Source organism: Veillonella parvula, from assembly GCF_945949885.1.
Taxonomy (GTDB): Bacteria; Bacillota; Negativicutes; order Veillonellales; family Veillonellaceae; genus Veillonella; species Veillonella parvula_B.
Genome location: NZ_CAMFFZ010000034.1, coordinates 1 through 17,365 on the forward strand (window position 1 = coordinate 1; position 17,365 = coordinate 17,365).

At 41.9% G+C, this 17,365-nt stretch carries 16 protein-coding genes; all 16 read left to right on the top strand.

What is annotated here, in order from left to right:
• The first annotated feature begins 403 nt into the window (after positions 1-403).
• The 16 genes from Q7O55_RS08660 (at position 404) to Q7O55_RS08735 (ending at position 17,278) form a co-directional block, all read left to right on the top strand.
• Positions 404-1,357: an ABC transporter substrate-binding protein gene (locus Q7O55_RS08660; protein ID WP_303929781.1), complete on the top strand. Its 954-nt coding sequence runs from the start codon at positions 404-406 to the stop codon at positions 1,355-1,357.
• A gap of 11 nt (positions 1,358-1,368) precedes the next feature.
• Entirely contained in the window at positions 1,369-2,121 is a 753-nt protein-coding gene (locus tag Q7O55_RS08665) for an ABC transporter permease (RefSeq protein ID WP_095066573.1), read from the top strand.
• An 11-nt stretch (positions 2,122-2,132) separates the two neighbouring features.
• Complete coding sequence (locus tag Q7O55_RS08670; RefSeq protein ID WP_303929783.1) at positions 2,133-2,906, top strand: ABC transporter ATP-binding protein; 774 nt, start codon at positions 2,133-2,135, stop codon at positions 2,904-2,906.
• A 416-nt stretch (positions 2,907-3,322) separates the two neighbouring features.
• Positions 3,323-4,120: a uracil-DNA glycosylase gene (locus Q7O55_RS08675; protein WP_303929784.1), complete on the top strand. Its 798-nt coding sequence runs from the start codon at positions 3,323-3,325 to the stop codon at positions 4,118-4,120.
• A gap of 12 nt (positions 4,121-4,132) precedes the next feature.
• On the top strand, positions 4,133-5,209 hold the full coding sequence (locus Q7O55_RS08680; RefSeq protein ID WP_303929785.1) for a DUF805 domain-containing protein: 1,077 nt from the start codon (positions 4,133-4,135) through the stop codon (positions 5,207-5,209).
• 395 nt (positions 5,210-5,604) lie between these two features.
• Positions 5,605-7,767 (top strand): ribonuclease J, encoded by a 2,163-nt coding sequence (locus Q7O55_RS08685; protein WP_369691721.1) that lies wholly within the window; start codon positions 5,605-5,607, stop codon positions 7,765-7,767.
• Between the two features lie 160 nt (positions 7,768-7,927).
• On the top strand, positions 7,928-9,043 hold the full coding sequence (locus tag Q7O55_RS08690; protein WP_303929789.1) for an ImmA/IrrE family metallo-endopeptidase: 1,116 nt from the start codon (positions 7,928-7,930) through the stop codon (positions 9,041-9,043).
• An 11-nt stretch (positions 9,044-9,054) separates the two neighbouring features.
• The gene (locus tag Q7O55_RS08695) at positions 9,055-9,534 is read left to right on the top strand and encodes a DUF4411 family protein (protein ID WP_303929790.1); all 480 of its coding nucleotides are present in this window, start codon (positions 9,055-9,057) and stop codon (positions 9,532-9,534) included.
• A gap of 177 nt (positions 9,535-9,711) precedes the next feature.
• Positions 9,712-10,668, top strand: a complete 957-nt coding sequence (locus Q7O55_RS08700; protein ID WP_303929791.1) for a DUF2232 domain-containing protein — start codon at positions 9,712-9,714, stop codon at positions 10,666-10,668.
• Positions 10,669-10,687: 19 nt separating this feature from the next.
• A complete protein-coding gene (locus tag Q7O55_RS08705; protein WP_303929792.1) occupies positions 10,688-12,715 on the top strand; it encodes a DHH family phosphoesterase in 2,028 nt (675 codons plus the stop codon).
• On the top strand, positions 12,712-13,158 hold the full coding sequence (gene rplI / locus Q7O55_RS08710; protein WP_060919130.1) for a 50S ribosomal protein L9: 447 nt from the start codon (positions 12,712-12,714) through the stop codon (positions 13,156-13,158). Before Q7O55_RS08705 ends, rplI begins: the two co-directional genes overlap by 4 nt.
• Positions 13,159-13,227: 69 nt before the next feature.
• Positions 13,228-14,586: a replicative DNA helicase gene (gene dnaB / locus Q7O55_RS08715; protein ID WP_303929799.1), complete on the top strand. Its 1,359-nt coding sequence runs from the start codon at positions 13,228-13,230 to the stop codon at positions 14,584-14,586.
• Between the two features lie 464 nt (positions 14,587-15,050).
• Entirely contained in the window at positions 15,051-16,334 is a 1,284-nt protein-coding gene (locus Q7O55_RS08720; protein WP_303929794.1) for a DNA repair protein, read from the top strand.
• 56 nt (positions 16,335-16,390) lie between these two features.
• Positions 16,391-16,717, top strand: coding sequence for a YolD-like family protein (locus Q7O55_RS08725; protein ID WP_303929795.1), 327 nt, complete (start codon positions 16,391-16,393; stop codon positions 16,715-16,717).
• A 170-nt stretch (positions 16,718-16,887) separates the two neighbouring features.
• A complete protein-coding gene (locus Q7O55_RS08730) occupies positions 16,888-17,139 on the top strand; it encodes a hypothetical protein (protein WP_303929797.1) in 252 nt (83 codons plus the stop codon).
• On the top strand, positions 17,120-17,278 hold the full coding sequence (locus Q7O55_RS08735; RefSeq protein ID WP_303929798.1) for a glycine betaine ABC transporter substrate-binding protein: 159 nt from the start codon (positions 17,120-17,122) through the stop codon (positions 17,276-17,278). The genes Q7O55_RS08730 and Q7O55_RS08735 overlap by 20 nt, the downstream gene beginning before the upstream one ends.
• Positions 17,279-17,365: the final 87 nt, after the last annotated feature.

Consider the following 17,365-nt stretch of genomic DNA (forward strand, 5'->3'; position numbering starts at 1 on the left):
TCTGATACTCCCCTATAAAAATGGCTATTTATCAACTGTTTGTTGTGACATAGCCTTAAATAAAAAGACTCTATTCAAATAATTGTGAAAACTTAATAAACATTAAAAGCAGGTAGTATTCAACGGATACTACCTGCTTTTTGTTATGTTTGTCAGTCTTAGTTAAATGCTTGTTTAAAGAGAATATGATTCTGTCATATTGATATTTTTCGTACATAAATAATAATACCCACAATATTAATATGGTTTATTGACATAATTAATACATATTGATATAGTAGGTTATATTAAGTTTAAAAGACGAGGTGTTCTAAAGCCTTATTTCATCTAAGGTTTAGAAAAATGCGAAAAAGTGACATGAGTCATAAACGCCCCTTGTTGTGAGGTAGAAAGAGGGGACACTATGAAAAAAACTTGGTATCTAATCACTGCTATCGTGCTGTTGGTAGTAAGTGGGTTGGCGTATGGTTATCATGAATACAGTAAACCGAAGAGCGCCCAAGAATTAAAAGCTGTACGTGTTGCGTATTTACCGATTACTCATGCGCTGCCCGTATTTGCTACGAAGGAATTGGAGACAGCAGATGGTCCTGTCCATGTAGAGCTTGTTAAATACGGTTCCTGGCCGGAACTCATGGATGCGCTCAACACCGGTAAAGTAGATGCTGCAGCCGTTCTCGTTGAGCTCGGTGTAAAGGCTCGTGAACAGGGAATTGATGTGCGCGCAGCGGCATTAGGCCATACGGAAGGCAATAATATCGTTGTAAATAACGATATTAACTCTGTACAGGATTTAAAAGGCAAATTCTTTGCCATCCCTCATAAGCAATCAACTCAAAAGATTCTCGTAGACCTCATGCTTGAACGGGCAGGTCTTAGCGAGAAGGACGTACAGATAGTGGAGATGAGCCCTCCTGAAATGCCGTCCGCACTGTCGGTCGGTCAAATCGCAGGATATAGCGTGGCGGAGCCTTTCGGTTCTCTCGCCATAGAAATGGGTAAGGGAAAGGTCTTTGAAGACCCTGATCACTTGTGGCATGACAATATCTGCTGCGCCCTCGTATTCAACGGTCAATTCGTCGATGAACACCATGACTTGGCGAAGGCTTTCACAAAAGCCTATCTCGATGCAGGTAAATATTTAGATGAGCATCCGGAGGCGCAAAAGGAGATTGCCTTGAAATATATGAAATTTAAGGATCCTGTTATCGAGCGTTCCTTGCAGGTGATTGGGTTTGGAGATTTGGCCCTCACCGAGGAGCGTTATAAGGCGCTCGTGCATCACATGACCCATGTCGATTTGATTAAAAAGGTGCCGAGTTATTCGGAGTTTGTAGATACATCGCTGTTGCCATAGGGGGGGATACCATGAAGAAATACACATATGTGCCGGGCGCGTTCATCGCGGTCTGGCTGATTTGGGAGTTGGTTGTCCGCCTCGGCGGATTTAACGAAGCTTTGTTGCCGACGCCGTACAAGGTGCTGCTCGGGTTCGGAGAACTCATCGGGGACGGCGTATTATTTAAGGATATTGCGGACAGTTTGGTGCGTTTTTTTATAGGCTATATCATTTCCGTCGTAGCCGGCGTGTTCTTAGGCCTCATTTTAGGCTGGTATAAGGGTATTTGGAACTATATTAATCCCATCGTTCAGGTGATTCGCCCCATTTCACCGGTGGCATGGTTGCCGTTTATCGTACTGTTCTTCGGTATCGGTCAAGCGCCTGCCATCGTTATCATCTTTATCGCGGCGTTTTTTCCGGTTCTATTGTCCACGGTATCCGCGATTCAAAATATCGATCCCGTATACATCAAGGTGGCTCGAAATTTTGGTATCAAGCAGCCGGAGTTGTTATTTAAAATTGTATTGCCCGCCGTGTTTCCTGGTATTGCATCAGGACTTCACATCGCGCTCGGTACGGCGTGGATATTCCTGGTGACGGGGGAAATGGTAGGTTCCCAGACGGGTCTTGGCTTCCTCATCATCGATATGCGGAACAATTTGCGCAACGACCTTTTGATGGTGGCGATTCTGACGATTGGCTTTGTGGGACTTTTACTTGATTGGGGCGTGTCCCTCATCGAAAAATGGATTTATAGACGTTGGGGCATTGAGAAATAGGAGGTGGACGTATGGGTTACATTTCGGTGCGCAATGCACACAAGGAATTTATGAAAGATGGAGAACCGCTCACCATCCTTGAGAATATTAATCTGGACATTGAACAAGGTGAATTTATTTGTCTCTTAGGTCCTTCCGGGTCCGGTAAAAGTACGCTTTTAAATGCTATGGCAGGCTTTGAGCTCGTTACCTCGGGTTCTATTACCATTGATGGCGCAGAGGTGAAAGCACCCCAATTGCGGTATGTAACGGTTTTTCAGAATTACGGACTGTTACCGTGGCGAACGGTGGAAAGTAATATTGAACTGGGCCTTGAAAGCAAGAACGTATCTAAGGCAGAGCGACCTGCTATCATCGATAAATACGTGAAAATGGTGGGGCTCGATCATGCTCGGAACCGCTATCCGGCGGAGTTGTCCGGCGGTATGCAACAGCGTGTATCCATTGCGCGGGCTCTGGCGGTCGATCCGGATATTATCTTCATGGACGAGCCGCTGGGGGCCCTCGATGCGTTGACACGTATCAATTTACAGGATGAAATCTCCCGCATCTGCCGTGAAGAGGGTAAAACGGTCGTATTCGTTACGCATGACATAGAAGAGGCGGTGGTCCTTGCGGATCGCGTCGTAGTGCTCGCCGCTAATCCGGGACGGGTGCAAACCATTATCCCCGTCAATCTTATCGATAGGACGGACCGGACCTCGGCGTCCTTCGTCAATATTCGAAATCACATATTTGAACAATTCCAACTCGCCAAAGAAGACAAAATCGAGTTTTATATATAAATGTGATATTGCATATATTAGTAGCAACAGAAGTCCAACAAAAACTGTAGTTTCAAAGATAGTAGGATCGTTCATTACCATCAAGGTTGTTAAATGAGGCCTGTCGTTTTGATGGTAGAGAATCTAAAGTCGCTTTGAAATTACAGTTTTTTATATTTTGTTGCATGTGGATATTTTGAATATTAATTTCGCATCAAACTTTCAGAAATGGATGCTATTATAATATAGTAACGGCATACATTTTATGTAGTGCGTGATTATCAGATATATTATCACATATTATGATTGGATATCGTAATATATGGATTGTATTATTATGGGCTTTAGTGTATAAATACAGTATATAAAGGATTGATAATCATGATATACAGCATTATTAATTATATGGGGCGGTAGTATAAATTGGGGGAGAGCCTATGTCCTTATTTACATCAGAGGAAGAGAAAACGCTGTCTTTTGATGAATATATGACCTCGTTTGATACGAATCAGATTGCAAAAGTACAGCAGTTTATAGACTGGCTCGGTCAATATAGGGGCGAGCTTGTTCACAATCCATGGGGTGAGGTGAGTCCTGACCTCGAAATTGTTCGGCCTGATTTTGATGCGGCGCAGGTGCGTCGTAGCAATTTGATGGCGTATTTGCTGCCGCGGTTGGGACGCTCCAAAATCTTTGTGGTGGCGGAGGCTGTCGGATATCAAGGAGGGCGCTTTTCGGGCATTGCCATTACCTGTGAACGCATGTTGTTGGATAAGCATAAAACGATTCGGGCGCATCAGATAACGCCTGTTACATTACAAAGGACCAGCTCTCCTGTGAGTCCTATGCTGAAACGGACCCAACAGGAACAGGGGTTCAACGAGCCTACGGATACGGTAGTATGGAGTGCTATCATCGAACAGGAAATTGATCCGTACGATGCGTTGCTGTGGAATATATTCCCCTTTCACCCTCATAAGGCGGGCGAACCGCTCACTAATCGGACGCCGACCGAGTCGGAGCAGCAGCTGGGTTGGGAATATACGAAAAGACTGTTGGCATTGCACACCGAATTAGGTGGATCGAAGCCGCTCATGCTCGCTGTCGGTCAAAAATCGGCGGACACGATGGGGCGATTCGGCCTTTCAGCCGTCGGACTTAGACATCCGGCTAACGGTGGGGCTAATTTATACCGTGAAGGTTTTGCCAAAGCTGTAGAGAGAGTTTTGAGATAGAAGGTATTACATATGAAACGATATTGTGCATCCTGCCGTCAGTATTGTGACGAGGCTGCCATGTTCTGTCCGCATTGCGGGCAGTATACGACTGCGGTGGAGGTTGAGAGAATCGCACCGGAAGGGGATATTATCTATCCGTTGGCGCATTATCAGTTGAGTTACAAGGATACATTTCTCCATGTGATGGGTCGCAAATTTATGAATTCAGATGGCCGTGCGTCCAGAGGGGAATTTTTGCGGTTCTTTTTGATGTGGATTTTAGTTATCGCTGGAATTCTGGCCCTTTCTTATGGGCTTACGGTGGTGCTTCATACGGGTATTTATTTAATCCTGTTGGCATGGATGTTACTGACAATCATCGGTCTTGTCTCGCTGATTCCGTTGGGCTCTCTATGCATCCGTCGCCTTCATGATACCGGTAAAAGCAGTGGCCATCTGTTTTTAATCTTAATTCCTTTCATCGGACCGATTATTCTATTTGTTCTACTGTGTAAGAAAGGCGAACCGAAGGCTAATCAATATGGTGAGGCGTTGAGGAACATCACTATCGACAAACGGTTGGCCTCTATTATGAAAGTATCGCCTACGAGCAGCGCTTTCACTACTCGAATTCTCGTTACATTGCTGGTGAGTGCTATCTGCGTATGCAGCGTTTCGTCTCGTTATATGGGACCGGAAAATGAACTGGATCCGGGCGGATGGTTTACGAATATCATCGTCGGTCAAGGCAGTGATGAAGCTGCACGGGATGTTGTTCATGGTTATTTTGACGCCGTCAATGAAAAGGACTATGATAAGGCTTTCACCTATGTTACCGATCAGGCTAAGACGAATCCCGTAGAAAAGCAGAAATGGATGGAGTCTATGATGTCGGCGCCGAAGGTGGTTGTCGGGTCCTTAGGCACGAGTCGTATCAGTCGTATAAATGTCATGAAACGCATCATTTACGAAGCGGATCTGCAAGTCACTAAACCCGGAGATGGCGCGGTTGAGGCTGCGCACATGACACGCTACATATCTCTCGTCGAAGAAAATGGCGAATGGCATATTGAAGGGTTTTATAAAAGTATGCCAGATGATAAATAATGAAATGCTTTGGGGCGGTTCAATTTGAGCCGCCCTTTTAAGTAGTAGTAAAATTTTATGTTACTTTTAATGAATCAAGCGTAGAACTCTTTTGTTTATGTTGTTTTTATGTTATAATGAGCACAACGTATGAAAGTGAGGCTTTCATCAAAACAGATCGGACTATATTGCACTGCGTATCGGATTGAGATAAAAACAGAGGTCTCTTGCGGTTGAAGCATCTGATAGTGCACTATACTCATTTGCTGCGGCAAATGGCACACAAACTAGGAACGGCAAAATTTGATAGCGCATTTTTGCGCCCATTTGACGAGACGCTAGTATAATAGCGCCTTTTTCTTTGTGTGACATTTCCTCGTGGCATAGATCAATTCAAGTGATAGGTGAGAAAAATTATGTTAAATAAATTAATGAACAAAATTTTAGGAGGAACTGTGAATACAACAGATAATCAGGTTACTGCGCAAGTGAAAGCAGAACCGACAGTAGCAAAAGACGCTACTCTTACAGCTGCGACTGAAGGCGAGCAAAAACAAACGCGTCGCCGTACAAATACACGCCGCCCTGCTGGCGAAGGTCGTACGCGCCAACAAACAGCTGGTGAAGGTGCAACACGCCAACGCCGGTCTACAAATACTCGTACAAGTGCGAATAGTGGTCGTACTAATACGACTCGCCGTACAAATACACGCCGCAATGCGGAACAAGGTGAAGGTCAAGAACGCAAAACTCGCCAAGCTCGTGCACCGCGTGGTGAAAATACACGTAATGCGCGTACTAATAATGGTCGCATTGGCCAAAATGGTCAGAACCGCAATAATAACCGCCCAAATAACCGTTCTACGGGTTGGAATAATCAAGAGGAACAAGTAGAATTAGTCGGTCGTACGCCAAATGGCATCAACAAGGGCAAATTCCAAATCATCCCACTAGGTGGTCTTGGTGAAATCGGCAAAAATATGACTATATTCCAATACGAGGACGAAATTATCGTTCTTGACTCTGGTCTTGCGTTCCCTAGTGAAGATATGCTTGGCGTAGACATTGTTATTCCTGATATGAGCTATATCATCGAGAATAAGGATCGCGTGAAAGCTGTCGTAATTACTCATGGTCACGAAGACCATATTGGTTCTTTGGCGTACCTTATGAAAGAAATTAGTTGCCCAGTATACGCAACAAACCTCGTTTGTGGATTAATCGAAGGCAAGTTTAAAGAACATAAGGTATCTCCAAAATGTCTTCATACGATTGCTGCCGGCGATGAAGTTCAAATTGGTCAAGTGACTGTTGGTTTCATCCAAACAAATCACTCCATTCCTGACTCCTGCGCTGTATACTTTAATACACCAATCGGAACAATTCTTCATACAGGGGACTTTAAAATTGACCAAACTCCTGTTGATGGCCGTTTGATGGATATGCACAAATTTGCTGAGTTAGGTAATAAAGGCGTATTAGCGCTCTTGTCGGACTCTACAAATGTAGAAAAACCAGGTACTACCGGCTCTGAAAGTTCCGTAGGCCCTGCGATTAAACAAGCTGTTGGAGAAGCAAAAGGCCGCGTTGTTTTGGCAACATTTGCATCCAACGTATCCCGTATCCAACAAGCTATTGATGCGGCGGTTATGTTCAACCGTAAGGTTGTAGTTATGGGCCGTAGCATGGTCAATGTTACAGAAATTGCCCAAGAGCGTGGATACTTGAATATTCCACCAAATACAATCATCGACGTTGATGTAATGCACAACTACACAGATGACCAAATCATGATCTTAACGACTGGTTCTCAAGGTGAACCGATGGCAGGCTTGTCCCGTATGGCAACAAGCAACCATCGCACTGTAGAATTGGCACCGAATGATACGGTTATCATTTCTGCTACACCAATTCCAGGCAACGAAGGTGCTGTAGGTAGAACTATCGATAACTTGCTTCGTTTAGGTTGTAATGTGGTATACGGTAAAGACCGTGGTATCCACGTATCTGGTCATGCGAGCCAAGAAGAGCTTAAAACAATGCTTAACCTTGTTCGTCCAGAATACTTTATCCCAGTTCATGGTGAGTACCGTATGTTACGTCGTCATGGTGAACTTGGTGTGGCCATGGGCGTAGATCCTAAGAAAGTCCTTATCGGTGATAATGGTCAAATCTTTGAATTCGATAAAGATGGTGGTCGCAAAGGTGGCCGCGTACAAGCTGGCGCTATCTTCGTTGATGGCCTTGGTGTTGGTGACGTAGGTAATATCGTTATCCGTGACCGTCAACAATTGGCACAAGAAGGTATGGTTATCGTCGTTATGGCGATGGACAAAGCTTCCGGTACTATCGTAGCTGGTCCAGACCTCGTATCTCGTGGCTTCGTATACGTTCGTGATGCAGAAGAACTCATGCTTGCTGCAGAACGCCGCGTAGAACAAGTCCTTGATGATTGTGAAATGCAACGCATCAAAGATTGGACAACAATTAAACAAAACGTGCGCGATGCATTGGGTAAATTCTTCTATGATAAAACTCGTCGTCGCCCTATGATCTTGCCGATTATTCAAGACGTATAGATATAATTAAGACAAGCAGTTGTTAAAGTAATTATTTAACAACTGCTTGTTTTTCATTGGTATATGATTGTAAAATTAATGTAATCAAAGTAGGAGTTTTACAATTGGTAGCGAATATTATTTAGTAGAAGAGTAATAAGGGATAAAAGGAGGTGATGGTATGTCTGGACGGTTCCCAGTGAGTGGGGCTATTTTAAACTGGTTGCCTAAATATAGTGGTAAAGGTTATGAAGCTTTTTATAAGCGATTTCCAAAGTATGGAGAGTGGATTGCAGGTCGTGTGCATCCGACAATTTGTCAAATACAGGCATTAGCTACTTTTTCCAATGTACCGTTAGGATATATTTATTTAAAGAATCCTCCACAGTTATCGGATAAAGAGATTACTGATTTTAGAAAACTGAATGGTGAAATCGCTGACAGACCATATAGTCCTGAGTTAAGAGATACTATTTATGATATGCAGATTCGCCAAGATTGGTTAAGTCAATATCGAAAGCTTAATTTAGGAATAGATGCGTTACCTTATGTAGGGGGCTTTTCTAAACGTATGGATAGCAGAGATCTTGTGCATCAAGCTTATTCGTTATTAGATATAGAGGCTGGCTGGCAAATAGGTGTAGCGGATCCGTTTACATATATACGCGAACGCATCGAGACTATAGGTGTTACTGTATTTGTTAACGGTATCGTGGGCTCTAATACTAGACGTAAATTATCCGTTGATGAATTTAGAGGGTTTACATTAATTGATTCTTATGCACCTATTATTTTTATCAATGGAACTGACTCGAATCATGGTAGGCTGTTTACGATTATTCATGAGCTTTGTCATATATTATTAGGTGAAGAAGGCGTTACTGATAGCTCTTCTGAGCCGTATTGTAACAGCTTTGCAGGTGAATTTCTTGTGCCGAAATCCCAATTTATTCCTTTGTGGAATGAACATTCGGAGGATTATGAAACCATAGCTAAGCGCTTTAAGGTGAGTGAGTATGTTATCTATCGGATAGCATTAGAGCATGGATATATTACTCGAATTCAATATCATAATCTAGTGGAATGTTTTAATCAGAGATTAGAAAGCTTACCTGAACGAGAGACAAGAGATGGTGGAAATTTTTATGTCACTGCTCATGCTCGGTTGGGTGAAAGTTTTAGTCGTACTGTTGTCAAAGCCGCTCGAGCAGGCGAACTGGCATATCGAGATGCGTATGAGTTGTTAGGCTTACGTGGTAGTACTTTTACAAAATATGTGAATGAATATAGTTTTTAGGAGAGAAAACTATGTATGTCCTTGATAGTAATACTTTTATAGATGCAAAGAACCGATATTATGGGTTTGATATTGTTCCATCATTCTGGAATGAGTTGATATCTCACAGCAGAGGTAATATTTTAACTATTGATCACATTAAAAATGAAATTATGAGTGGTAATGATGAGTTATCTATTTGGTTTGACACTCATTATTTGCGATTTACCGAAGCGACAAATGATGTTGAGATACAAAATACATATGCAGATATAGCTGAATATGTGATGTTAAATCAACAATATAAGGATGCTGAAAAACATCGTTTTTTGGCTAAAGCGGATCCTTGGCTTATAGCTTATGCGAGTGTCCACAGAGGTGTAGTTGTAACCCACGAAGTTCTAGCGGGACCAAGGTCTACAAAAGTCAAAATACCGGATATATGTGAGTATTTTGATGTTTCATATGTGAATGTATTTGAAATGATGCGCCAACTACATATGGTAATATGAGATGAGGAGCTACTTTAGGTAGCTCCCTATTTTACGTTGTCTGTGTGTGCTATCAGCACTATAAATAGCACTACTATCGCAATTATCTACTATATGGGGTATTTGAAGTTACCCTTTTAAACTGTTATAATTAAAAGATACCAATCAATATATCTTCTTATGTAAGAATGGTGATTTATGAATAAAACAAATACAAGAGCGATGGTGGAAACTGCATTTGTTAGTGCTATAGGTGTTATGCTAGGTGCTATCAGTGTATATGTGCCTGGTTTCGCTTTTTTAGCATTTTTTGTTACGCCTGCAACGATTGGAATAATTGGAACAAAATGGGGCCGCAAGTATAGTATATCGGCAGCCGTTATTACTACATTTTTGTCAGTAGTGTTATTCGGACCATGGAATGGATTGGCCGTAGGGTTATTTGCTGTTGTAGGCGTAGGGGTTGGAGAAGGCAATCGTCTTTCGTTGGGAACGATTAAACGGTTACTACTTCCTAGTATTGCCATGTTTATTGCTGTATTAGTAACTTTCATTGCACAAGCGTATATATCTGGTATTGACCTATCAATGATAGATATACAGATGACAGAGCAAGCTCGTATGATTGCTGACCAAGCATTACAAACGAATTCTAATATTACACAGGAACAAGCGGATTTATTTGTGAAAAATGTAGATAAGTTAGCTACCGGTTTGAAGGATGCGTTTTTTGTAGCTGTAGCTATAGCTGCAGTATCATATAGTTATATAACTATTCAGATATCTATATGGTTAGGCAAGCGGTTACATATCTCCATATCTCGATTTTTACCGATTGAAGAGTGGAGAATGCCTATCTGGAGTGCCGGTTTATATGCGTTAGGCATTATTGGTATATATGGTGCTCCACATATTAATATGGACTCTTCATGGGTCACAGCCATTAGTACTAATGTATTACTTCTCGGTAGCTCTATGTGTTCTGTTCATGGCTTTGCAGCTTTAGCAGACTTAATGAGTAGTTATCGCATGAGTAATAAATTGAAGTGGATATTGCTTGGTGTGTATGCCTTCTTCTTTGGACAAGCACTAGCGATATTTGGTGTTATAGATATGTTTTTAGATTTACGGACACGTTACAAAGCGCGTCAATAGTAATAGAAAGGAGGCCGTTATGAAATCCTTTCAACGGAGATGGAAAGGTTTAGAAATTACCCTTGTTGCCGTTCTCGTATTATTACTATTATTGTTGGCCTATTTAAATTGGGCTATTGCAATTTTAGCATTAATCATTGTAGTAGCGGCGTATTTGGTTAATTATAATACCCTTCATAACCGGCGTCGTTTAGCAAGAGAACAGTTTAGTGCGATGATGAAAAATGTCACACAAGCTTCTAACTTTGCTTTACAAAATTTGCCAATGGGGATTGTTCTTGTTAATAAGCAAGGCACCTTGGTGTGGAATAATAGTGTTTTCGCTGACTGGGTTAAGGTAGACTGGAATAAGCTCCAAAAAATGTCTGCGTTGTTACCTGGTTTCCGTATCGATAAAATCTGGGGTAAGTCCGGATATATGACGGAAAAATATGAAAATCGATACTTCCAAATTATTTATAAATTTATCGATCCTCGGGATACGCGATCAGATATTGATAGTGAAGATGAACTTGCGGAACATGCAGTGATGGCATTGTACTTCAAGGACATTACAGACTTAGAAAAAGCCCGTATTAAAGCGGAAGAGGGCCAGCCTGTATGGGGCATGATTCAGATTGATAATCTCGAAGAATTGACAAAAGGTCTTAGTGATCGTGAGTATACTAGTATTTGGACAGATATAAATAATATCATCATGGATGAAATTGACCGCTACGAAGGTTTTATTCGTAACTTCCAAGATGATATGTATACCTTTGCCATTTCTCGTGGTGCGCTTCATGAGATGGAGGAAGATGGTTTTAAAGTGCTCGAACGAATCCGTAAATTACCATCTCCTCGTCAAGTACCAGCTACGATTTCCATTGGTATTAGTGAAAATGTAGGCTCTGTGAAAGATGTATCTAGCCGTGCTCGTGCAGCCTTAGATATTGCATTAGGTCGCGGTGGTGACCAAGTGTGTATTATGGATGGTGAAAGTACGCGCTTCTTTGGCGGTAATACGGCAGGCGTTGAGAAGAATACGCGCGTTCGTGCTCGTGTTGTATCTCAAGCGATACATGAGCTTATGATTGATTCTGATAAGATCCTTATCATGGGGCATCAGCGCGAAGACTATGATGCCTTAGGTGGCATTATCGGTGTAGCCGCCATTGCTCGAGCACTTGGTAAAGACGTGCGCATTGCGCTTTCAAAAGAAGCTAGCGCCATCGATAAAATGGTGAATGTTCTTAACGAGTCAGAGTTCTGGCAAGAGAATATTATTACTGCAGAAGCTGCAAGAGTATGGGTAGATGCGAATACGCTCACTGTCGTGTGTGATACGCACCGTCAAGAAATGGTAGCGGCTCAAGAGGCGCTTGAAATTTCTGAACGACGCATCGTTATCGACCATCACCGTCGTGCAGCGGACTTTGTAGAAAATCCATTGCTTACCTATTTGGAACCAACCGCATCGTCCACATCTGAACTCGTAACAGAGCTTGTACAATATGCAGGTGTTCCTGTGAAACTTTCAAAAGCGGAAGCTACAGGCATTTATGCAGGTATCGTATTAGATACGAAGAACTTTGTTCAACAAACTGGTGCGCGTACCTTTGAGGCGGCAGCATTCTTGCGTCGTGCAGGGGCAGATATCGAACGAGTTAAACAATTATTTATTGAAACCTTCGATTCTATCCAATTGCGTGCTAAAATGGTATTTGAAGCAAGTCGTACTGAAGGGATTGCTATTTCCGTAGCTCCTGAAGGTTTGAAGGATATGATGGCGTTGGCTGCACAAAGTGCGGATATGCTCATCAGTAATGAAGATATTGAAGCAGCCTTTGTACTATATTCCTTGAATGAGGGTGGTATCGGCGTCAGCGCTCGATCCAAAGGCAAGGTAAACGTACAAGTTGTAATGGAAGCCTTGGGTGGTGGCGGTCACAGAACTGTGGCGGGTGCTCAATTACAAGGTATGACTGTAGAGGAAGCGAAGCAGGCTATCTTGGAGCATGCTCTTGAGGCGCTTCATTCCGCAGAACAAGAGGAGGAACAACAATGAAAGTAGTATTGTTAGAAGACGTTAAAAAAGTTGGTAAAAAAGGCGAAATCGTTGAAGTTAGCGATGCATATGGTCGTAATGTATTGATCAAAAAAGGTCTTGGTCTTGAAGGTACAACGACTAATGTAAACAATGCGAAACAAAAACAAGAATCCATTGCTCACCACAAGGTTGTAGCGAATGACGAAGCTAAAATCTTGGCGGCTCAATTGACTAAGGTTGAAGTAACTGTAAAAGTTCGCATGGGTGAAGAAGGTCGCGTATTCGGTTCCGTTACTGCAAAAGATATTTCCGATGCTGCTAAAGCTCAATACAAAGTAGATATCGATAAAAAGAAAATCGAAATTAAAGAACCATTGAAAACATTGGGCGTACATGACGTATTAGTTCGTGTTCATCCTGAAATTACAAGTACTATCAAGGTTAATGTAGTAGCCGAATAATAGTATTCACCATGCTCTTTGAGTATGGTGAATTCTTTTATCCATAGTGGTTGTGTGAAGGGGATTATCATGGATGTACGCATTCCACCGCATAATCTAGATGCGGAAAAGGCCGTTTTGGGGGCTTTATTAACTAATGGATCCAATATGGGCGCCGTTGTAGATACGGTGACGAGTATTCTTAAATCTGAAGATTTTTACCGCGATGCACATCGTATTATTTACGATGCTATTTTAGAAATCGTGCATGCTAATAAGACGGCTGATTTTATCACCGTTGGTGAAGAACTAGACCGTCGTAAGCGCCTCGATGCGGTAGGTGGTCTTGCTTATATTACATCTCTTGCGAATGAATCGGTTTCCTACAATGTTGAGGAACATGCGAAAATCATCAGTGAGAAAGCTCAGTTGCGCCGCCTCATCGATGCAGGGAATAAAATCGTAGGCATGACGTATGCTGGCGAAGATGAGCCGACGGCAATCCTCAATAAGGCAGAGCAAATGGTGCTAGACGTAAGCGGTCAAACTCAGTCTGAATCATCCTTTGCTGCCATTGGGGACGTGGTTTTATCTAATCTAGATAAACTTAATGCACTGCAACAGCATGATGGCGCTATTACAGGCGTGCCAACAGGCTTTAAAGATGTGGATCATATTTTCAACGGTTTACAAAAATCTGACCTCATCCTCGTAGCGGCTCGTCCTGCGATGGGGAAAACAGCTTTCACCTTGAACATCGCTCAAAACGTAACGATGTTGTACGACAAGACGGTGGCGTTCTTTTCCTTGGAGATGGGGAAGGAACAGCTCGTTGGTCGTATTTTGTCCTCCGTGGCAGGTGTGAGCTCTGAAAAATTGCGCCGTGCGAACATGGATCCTGCTGACTGGGAAAAGGTTATTGCCGCAGCGGACCGCATGAGTAAATCCAAGCTCTTTATCGATGATACGCCGGGTCTTACCGTACAAGATATGCGCTCTAAATTGCGCCGACTTAAGGTGGAACATGGCCTCGATCTCGTTATCGTCGATTATATTCAGTTGATGCAAGGTCGAAATGCTGGTAAGGGCAGTGAAAATCGTCAACAAGAGGTGTCCGAAATCTCTCGTAATCTTAAACTGATTGCTCGTGAATTTAATGTACCAGTTATCGCTTTGTCTCAGTTATCTCGTAGTGTTGAAAGTAGACCAGATAAACGGCCTGTACTTTCGGACCTTCGTGAATCTGGTTCCCTCGAGCAAGATGCGGATATCGTTATTTTCTTGTACCGCGATAAATATTACGATGAAAACTCCGAAAAAGGGGACAATGCAGAAGTCCTTATTCGTAAACACCGTAATGGCTCCGTCGGTACCGTAGAACTTCAATTCGTTGGAGAATTAACACAATTTAGAGACGTAGAATTCCGAGACCTAGGGCCGGAACAATAATGAAAACTATCGTGGGGTGCCCTATATTGATGGGGCCCCGTGACATAGCTACATTTTAATTAAAAAGAAAGGACTATACTTCTTTGCTCCTCGTGACCTGATGTCGCTGCATAAGTATAGTCCTTTCTTTTTATCACTGTAGTTATGAAGGTGTCCCATCAATATAGTGGCACTAGATAGTTTTCGTTGTATTGTTGGGAGAGGAGATTGTGATGGGTAGAGCTATTAAGTTTGTTTTGATAGGAATAAATTAGCTATATTTAATAGTGTGTTAAACATATAGGCATCTAACATTAGATTATATATCTAGTGTTAGGTGTTTTTTATTTTTCTATAAAATTACTCTTATAAGTGCAAACATATGTTTGAAAACACTTTGTTTTTTTGTTATACTAATCATACAAATTTTTGCGTTCTTAATTTTTGTAAAAGCCAGTTTTTTAGTGGTTTAGGGAGGTGTTTGTATGGGCTCGGCTGATACGGCTCGGCTGTATATGTGTATTGATTTGAAGTGTTTTTACGCGTCTGTAGAATGCGCCGATTTGGGACTGGATCCGTTTATGACGCCTCTGGTGGTGGCCGATGGTTCTCGTGGCAAGGGGGCTATTACGTTGGCTATTTCGCCAGCCTTAAAAAAATTAGGTGTTAAAAACCGCAGTCGTCTCTTTCAGATTCCACCGCATATTGAGTATTTGACGGTGAAGCCACATATGAAGCGGTATATGCAGGTATCTGCTGAGATTTATGGAACCTTGCTCAAGTATGTGGCGCCCGAAGATGTGCATGTGTACTCTATCGACGAGTATTTCATCGATATCACGCCCTATTTGCCACTATATAAAAAGACGCCTCGTCAGTTGGCGCAGATGTTGCTTGATGCGGTGCTAGCGGCAACGAAGATTTATGCCACCGTTGGAATCGGAACAAATTTGTTTCTTGCTAAGATTGCCCTTGATATTTTGGCGAAACATGCGTCTGATTTTATAGGCTATCTTGATGAAAGCCTTTTTAAAGAGACAATCTGGTATCATCAGCCCTTGACCGATATATGGCAGATTGGTAAGGGCATAGCTAATCGTTTGCATAAGTATGGTGCTTATGACTTACATGGTATTACTATGATTCCAGAGGCGAAGTTGTACAAGGAGTTTGGCATTAATGCAGAGCTCATCATTGACCATGCTTGGGGCCGTGAGCCTTGTACGATTGCGGATATCCATGCGTATCGACCTATTAAGCACTCTATCTCGCACAGTCAGATTTTGTTGCGTAATTATACCTATGAAGCAGCATACGTGCCTATGCGCGAAATGGTAGAGTCCTTGGTATTAGAGCTTTTACAAATCAAAGAGGTCACGAATCACATTCATGTCCATATCGGCTATGCTGATGAAATGATGCGCTCTACAGGAGGTTCTAAAAAGCTTAAGCAGTACACTGACTCTTTGCAGGTGTTAACGGCGACAGTTATTAAATTATACGAGCAGCATTGCCGTAAAAATGAGCTCATTCGTCGCATAGGAATCAGTTTTGAGGATTTAGTCAATCGATCCGCTATACCTCAAGAGGTGGACCTATTTAGCACTCTTACTACAAATGAAGAGGAAAAAGAACGACAGGTACAAGAGGCTATGCTATCCATTAAGGAACAGTTTGGTAAGAATTCTATTTTGCGTGCATCGAGCTTACAAGAGGAAGGAACCATGCGCTTTAGAAATACCTTGGTAGGCGGTCATAATGGGGAATAGATATTATAATGGATACATTGGAAATACATTAGTCGCGTAAGGGGAGGTATAAATTAATGAAACATCGCATGTCTCGGTTACAGCGAGCAAAACAATTTATGCCCTTTGCGGCATTGAGGGGATTTGAAGCGTTATTAGCCGCTGTAGCAAAGCCAAAAGAAGAGAGGGCAGAGCTATCAGAGGATCAAATAGATGAGTTAAATACAGTTTTACAATCTGTACGTTGTGGGGAGTGGGTACGAATCGTTTACTACAACAAACGAAAATATACGGAACTTATAGGAGCTGTAGATATGATTAGTGAGCAATTACAAATCCTATCTGTACAAGGGATAGTTATTCCTTTCAGATATATTAAAGAGTTAAATATGTATGATATGTAAATATAATGACTGTGGTTGTTGTGTATAGTAAATAGACTAGAGTTAAGGAATAATTAGGTATACAATGGTATTATGGGTAAATATAGCTTGATAAAGATTTTTTGAATTTGGTTAGCTGTAGTATACCTATATAGTTTTTTATTTCTTAACTTAGAAAGGCGGTGTATGTAATGCATGATGTCATATCATTACTTATCAATCGCTATGATTTTTTCCTCCAGTTGTTATGGGAGCATATAGAAATTTCAGTATTAGCTTCTGTTATTGCGATCATCATCGGTGGATTATTGGGTGTGTTTATATACGAATATAAACGGCTAGCTGCGCCAGTTATGGTAGTGGTTAATTTTCTATATACAATTCCATCTATATCGATGTTAGGCCTTTTGTTGTACGTATCAGGTGTTGATTGCTCATCCTGAACTGCGGCCTGTATTAGAAAGTTTAAATCATACGATTACAGATCAAGAGATGGCAAAGATGAATTATGCCGTTGAAACGGAACATCAATTACCAGCTGATGTAGCACATCAATTCTTGGTAGAACGAAACTTGATATAAACTGAATATAGTTAGATCTAAAGTAAATAAAATTGCTTAATTGTAGAATGAAATTGAACAGATAAAAAATCCATAGTGAACCTTGTG

What these genes read in the sequence shown, in the direction of transcription:
- Q7O55_RS08695 (WP_303929790.1), top strand. Translation starts at nt 9,055, where the DNA reads ATGTATGTCCTTGATAGTAATACTTTTATAGATGCAAAGAACCGATAT.
- Q7O55_RS08700 (WP_303929791.1), top strand. Translation starts at nt 9,712, where the DNA reads ATGAATAAAACAAATACAAGAGCGATGGTGGAAACTGCATTTGTTAGT.
- Q7O55_RS08665 (WP_095066573.1), top strand. Translation starts at nt 1,369, where the DNA reads ATGAAGAAATACACATATGTGCCGGGCGCGTTCATCGCGGTCTGGCTG.
- Q7O55_RS08685 (WP_369691721.1), top strand. Translation starts at nt 5,605, where the DNA reads ATGTTAAATAAATTAATGAACAAAATTTTAGGAGGAACTGTGAATACA.
- dnaB (WP_303929799.1), top strand. Translation starts at nt 13,228, where the DNA reads ATGGATGTACGCATTCCACCGCATAATCTAGATGCGGAAAAGGCCGTT.
- Q7O55_RS08730 (WP_303929797.1), top strand. Translation starts at nt 16,888, where the DNA reads ATGCATGATGTCATATCATTACTTATCAATCGCTATGATTTTTTCCTC.
- Q7O55_RS08690 (WP_303929789.1), top strand. Translation starts at nt 7,928, where the DNA reads ATGTCTGGACGGTTCCCAGTGAGTGGGGCTATTTTAAACTGGTTGCCT.
- Q7O55_RS08705 (WP_303929792.1), top strand. Translation starts at nt 10,688, where the DNA reads ATGAAATCCTTTCAACGGAGATGGAAAGGTTTAGAAATTACCCTTGTT.
- Q7O55_RS08670 (WP_303929783.1), top strand. Translation starts at nt 2,133, where the DNA reads ATGGGTTACATTTCGGTGCGCAATGCACACAAGGAATTTATGAAAGAT.
- Q7O55_RS08660 (WP_303929781.1), top strand. Translation starts at nt 404, where the DNA reads ATGAAAAAAACTTGGTATCTAATCACTGCTATCGTGCTGTTGGTAGTA.
- Q7O55_RS08720 (WP_303929794.1), top strand. Translation starts at nt 15,051, where the DNA reads ATGGGCTCGGCTGATACGGCTCGGCTGTATATGTGTATTGATTTGAAG.
- rplI (WP_060919130.1), top strand. Translation starts at nt 12,712, where the DNA reads ATGAAAGTAGTATTGTTAGAAGACGTTAAAAAAGTTGGTAAAAAAGGC.
- Q7O55_RS08725 (WP_303929795.1), top strand. Translation starts at nt 16,391, where the DNA reads ATGAAACATCGCATGTCTCGGTTACAGCGAGCAAAACAATTTATGCCC.
- Q7O55_RS08675 (WP_303929784.1), top strand. Translation starts at nt 3,323, where the DNA reads ATGTCCTTATTTACATCAGAGGAAGAGAAAACGCTGTCTTTTGATGAA.
- Q7O55_RS08680 (WP_303929785.1), top strand. Translation starts at nt 4,133, where the DNA reads ATGAAACGATATTGTGCATCCTGCCGTCAGTATTGTGACGAGGCTGCC.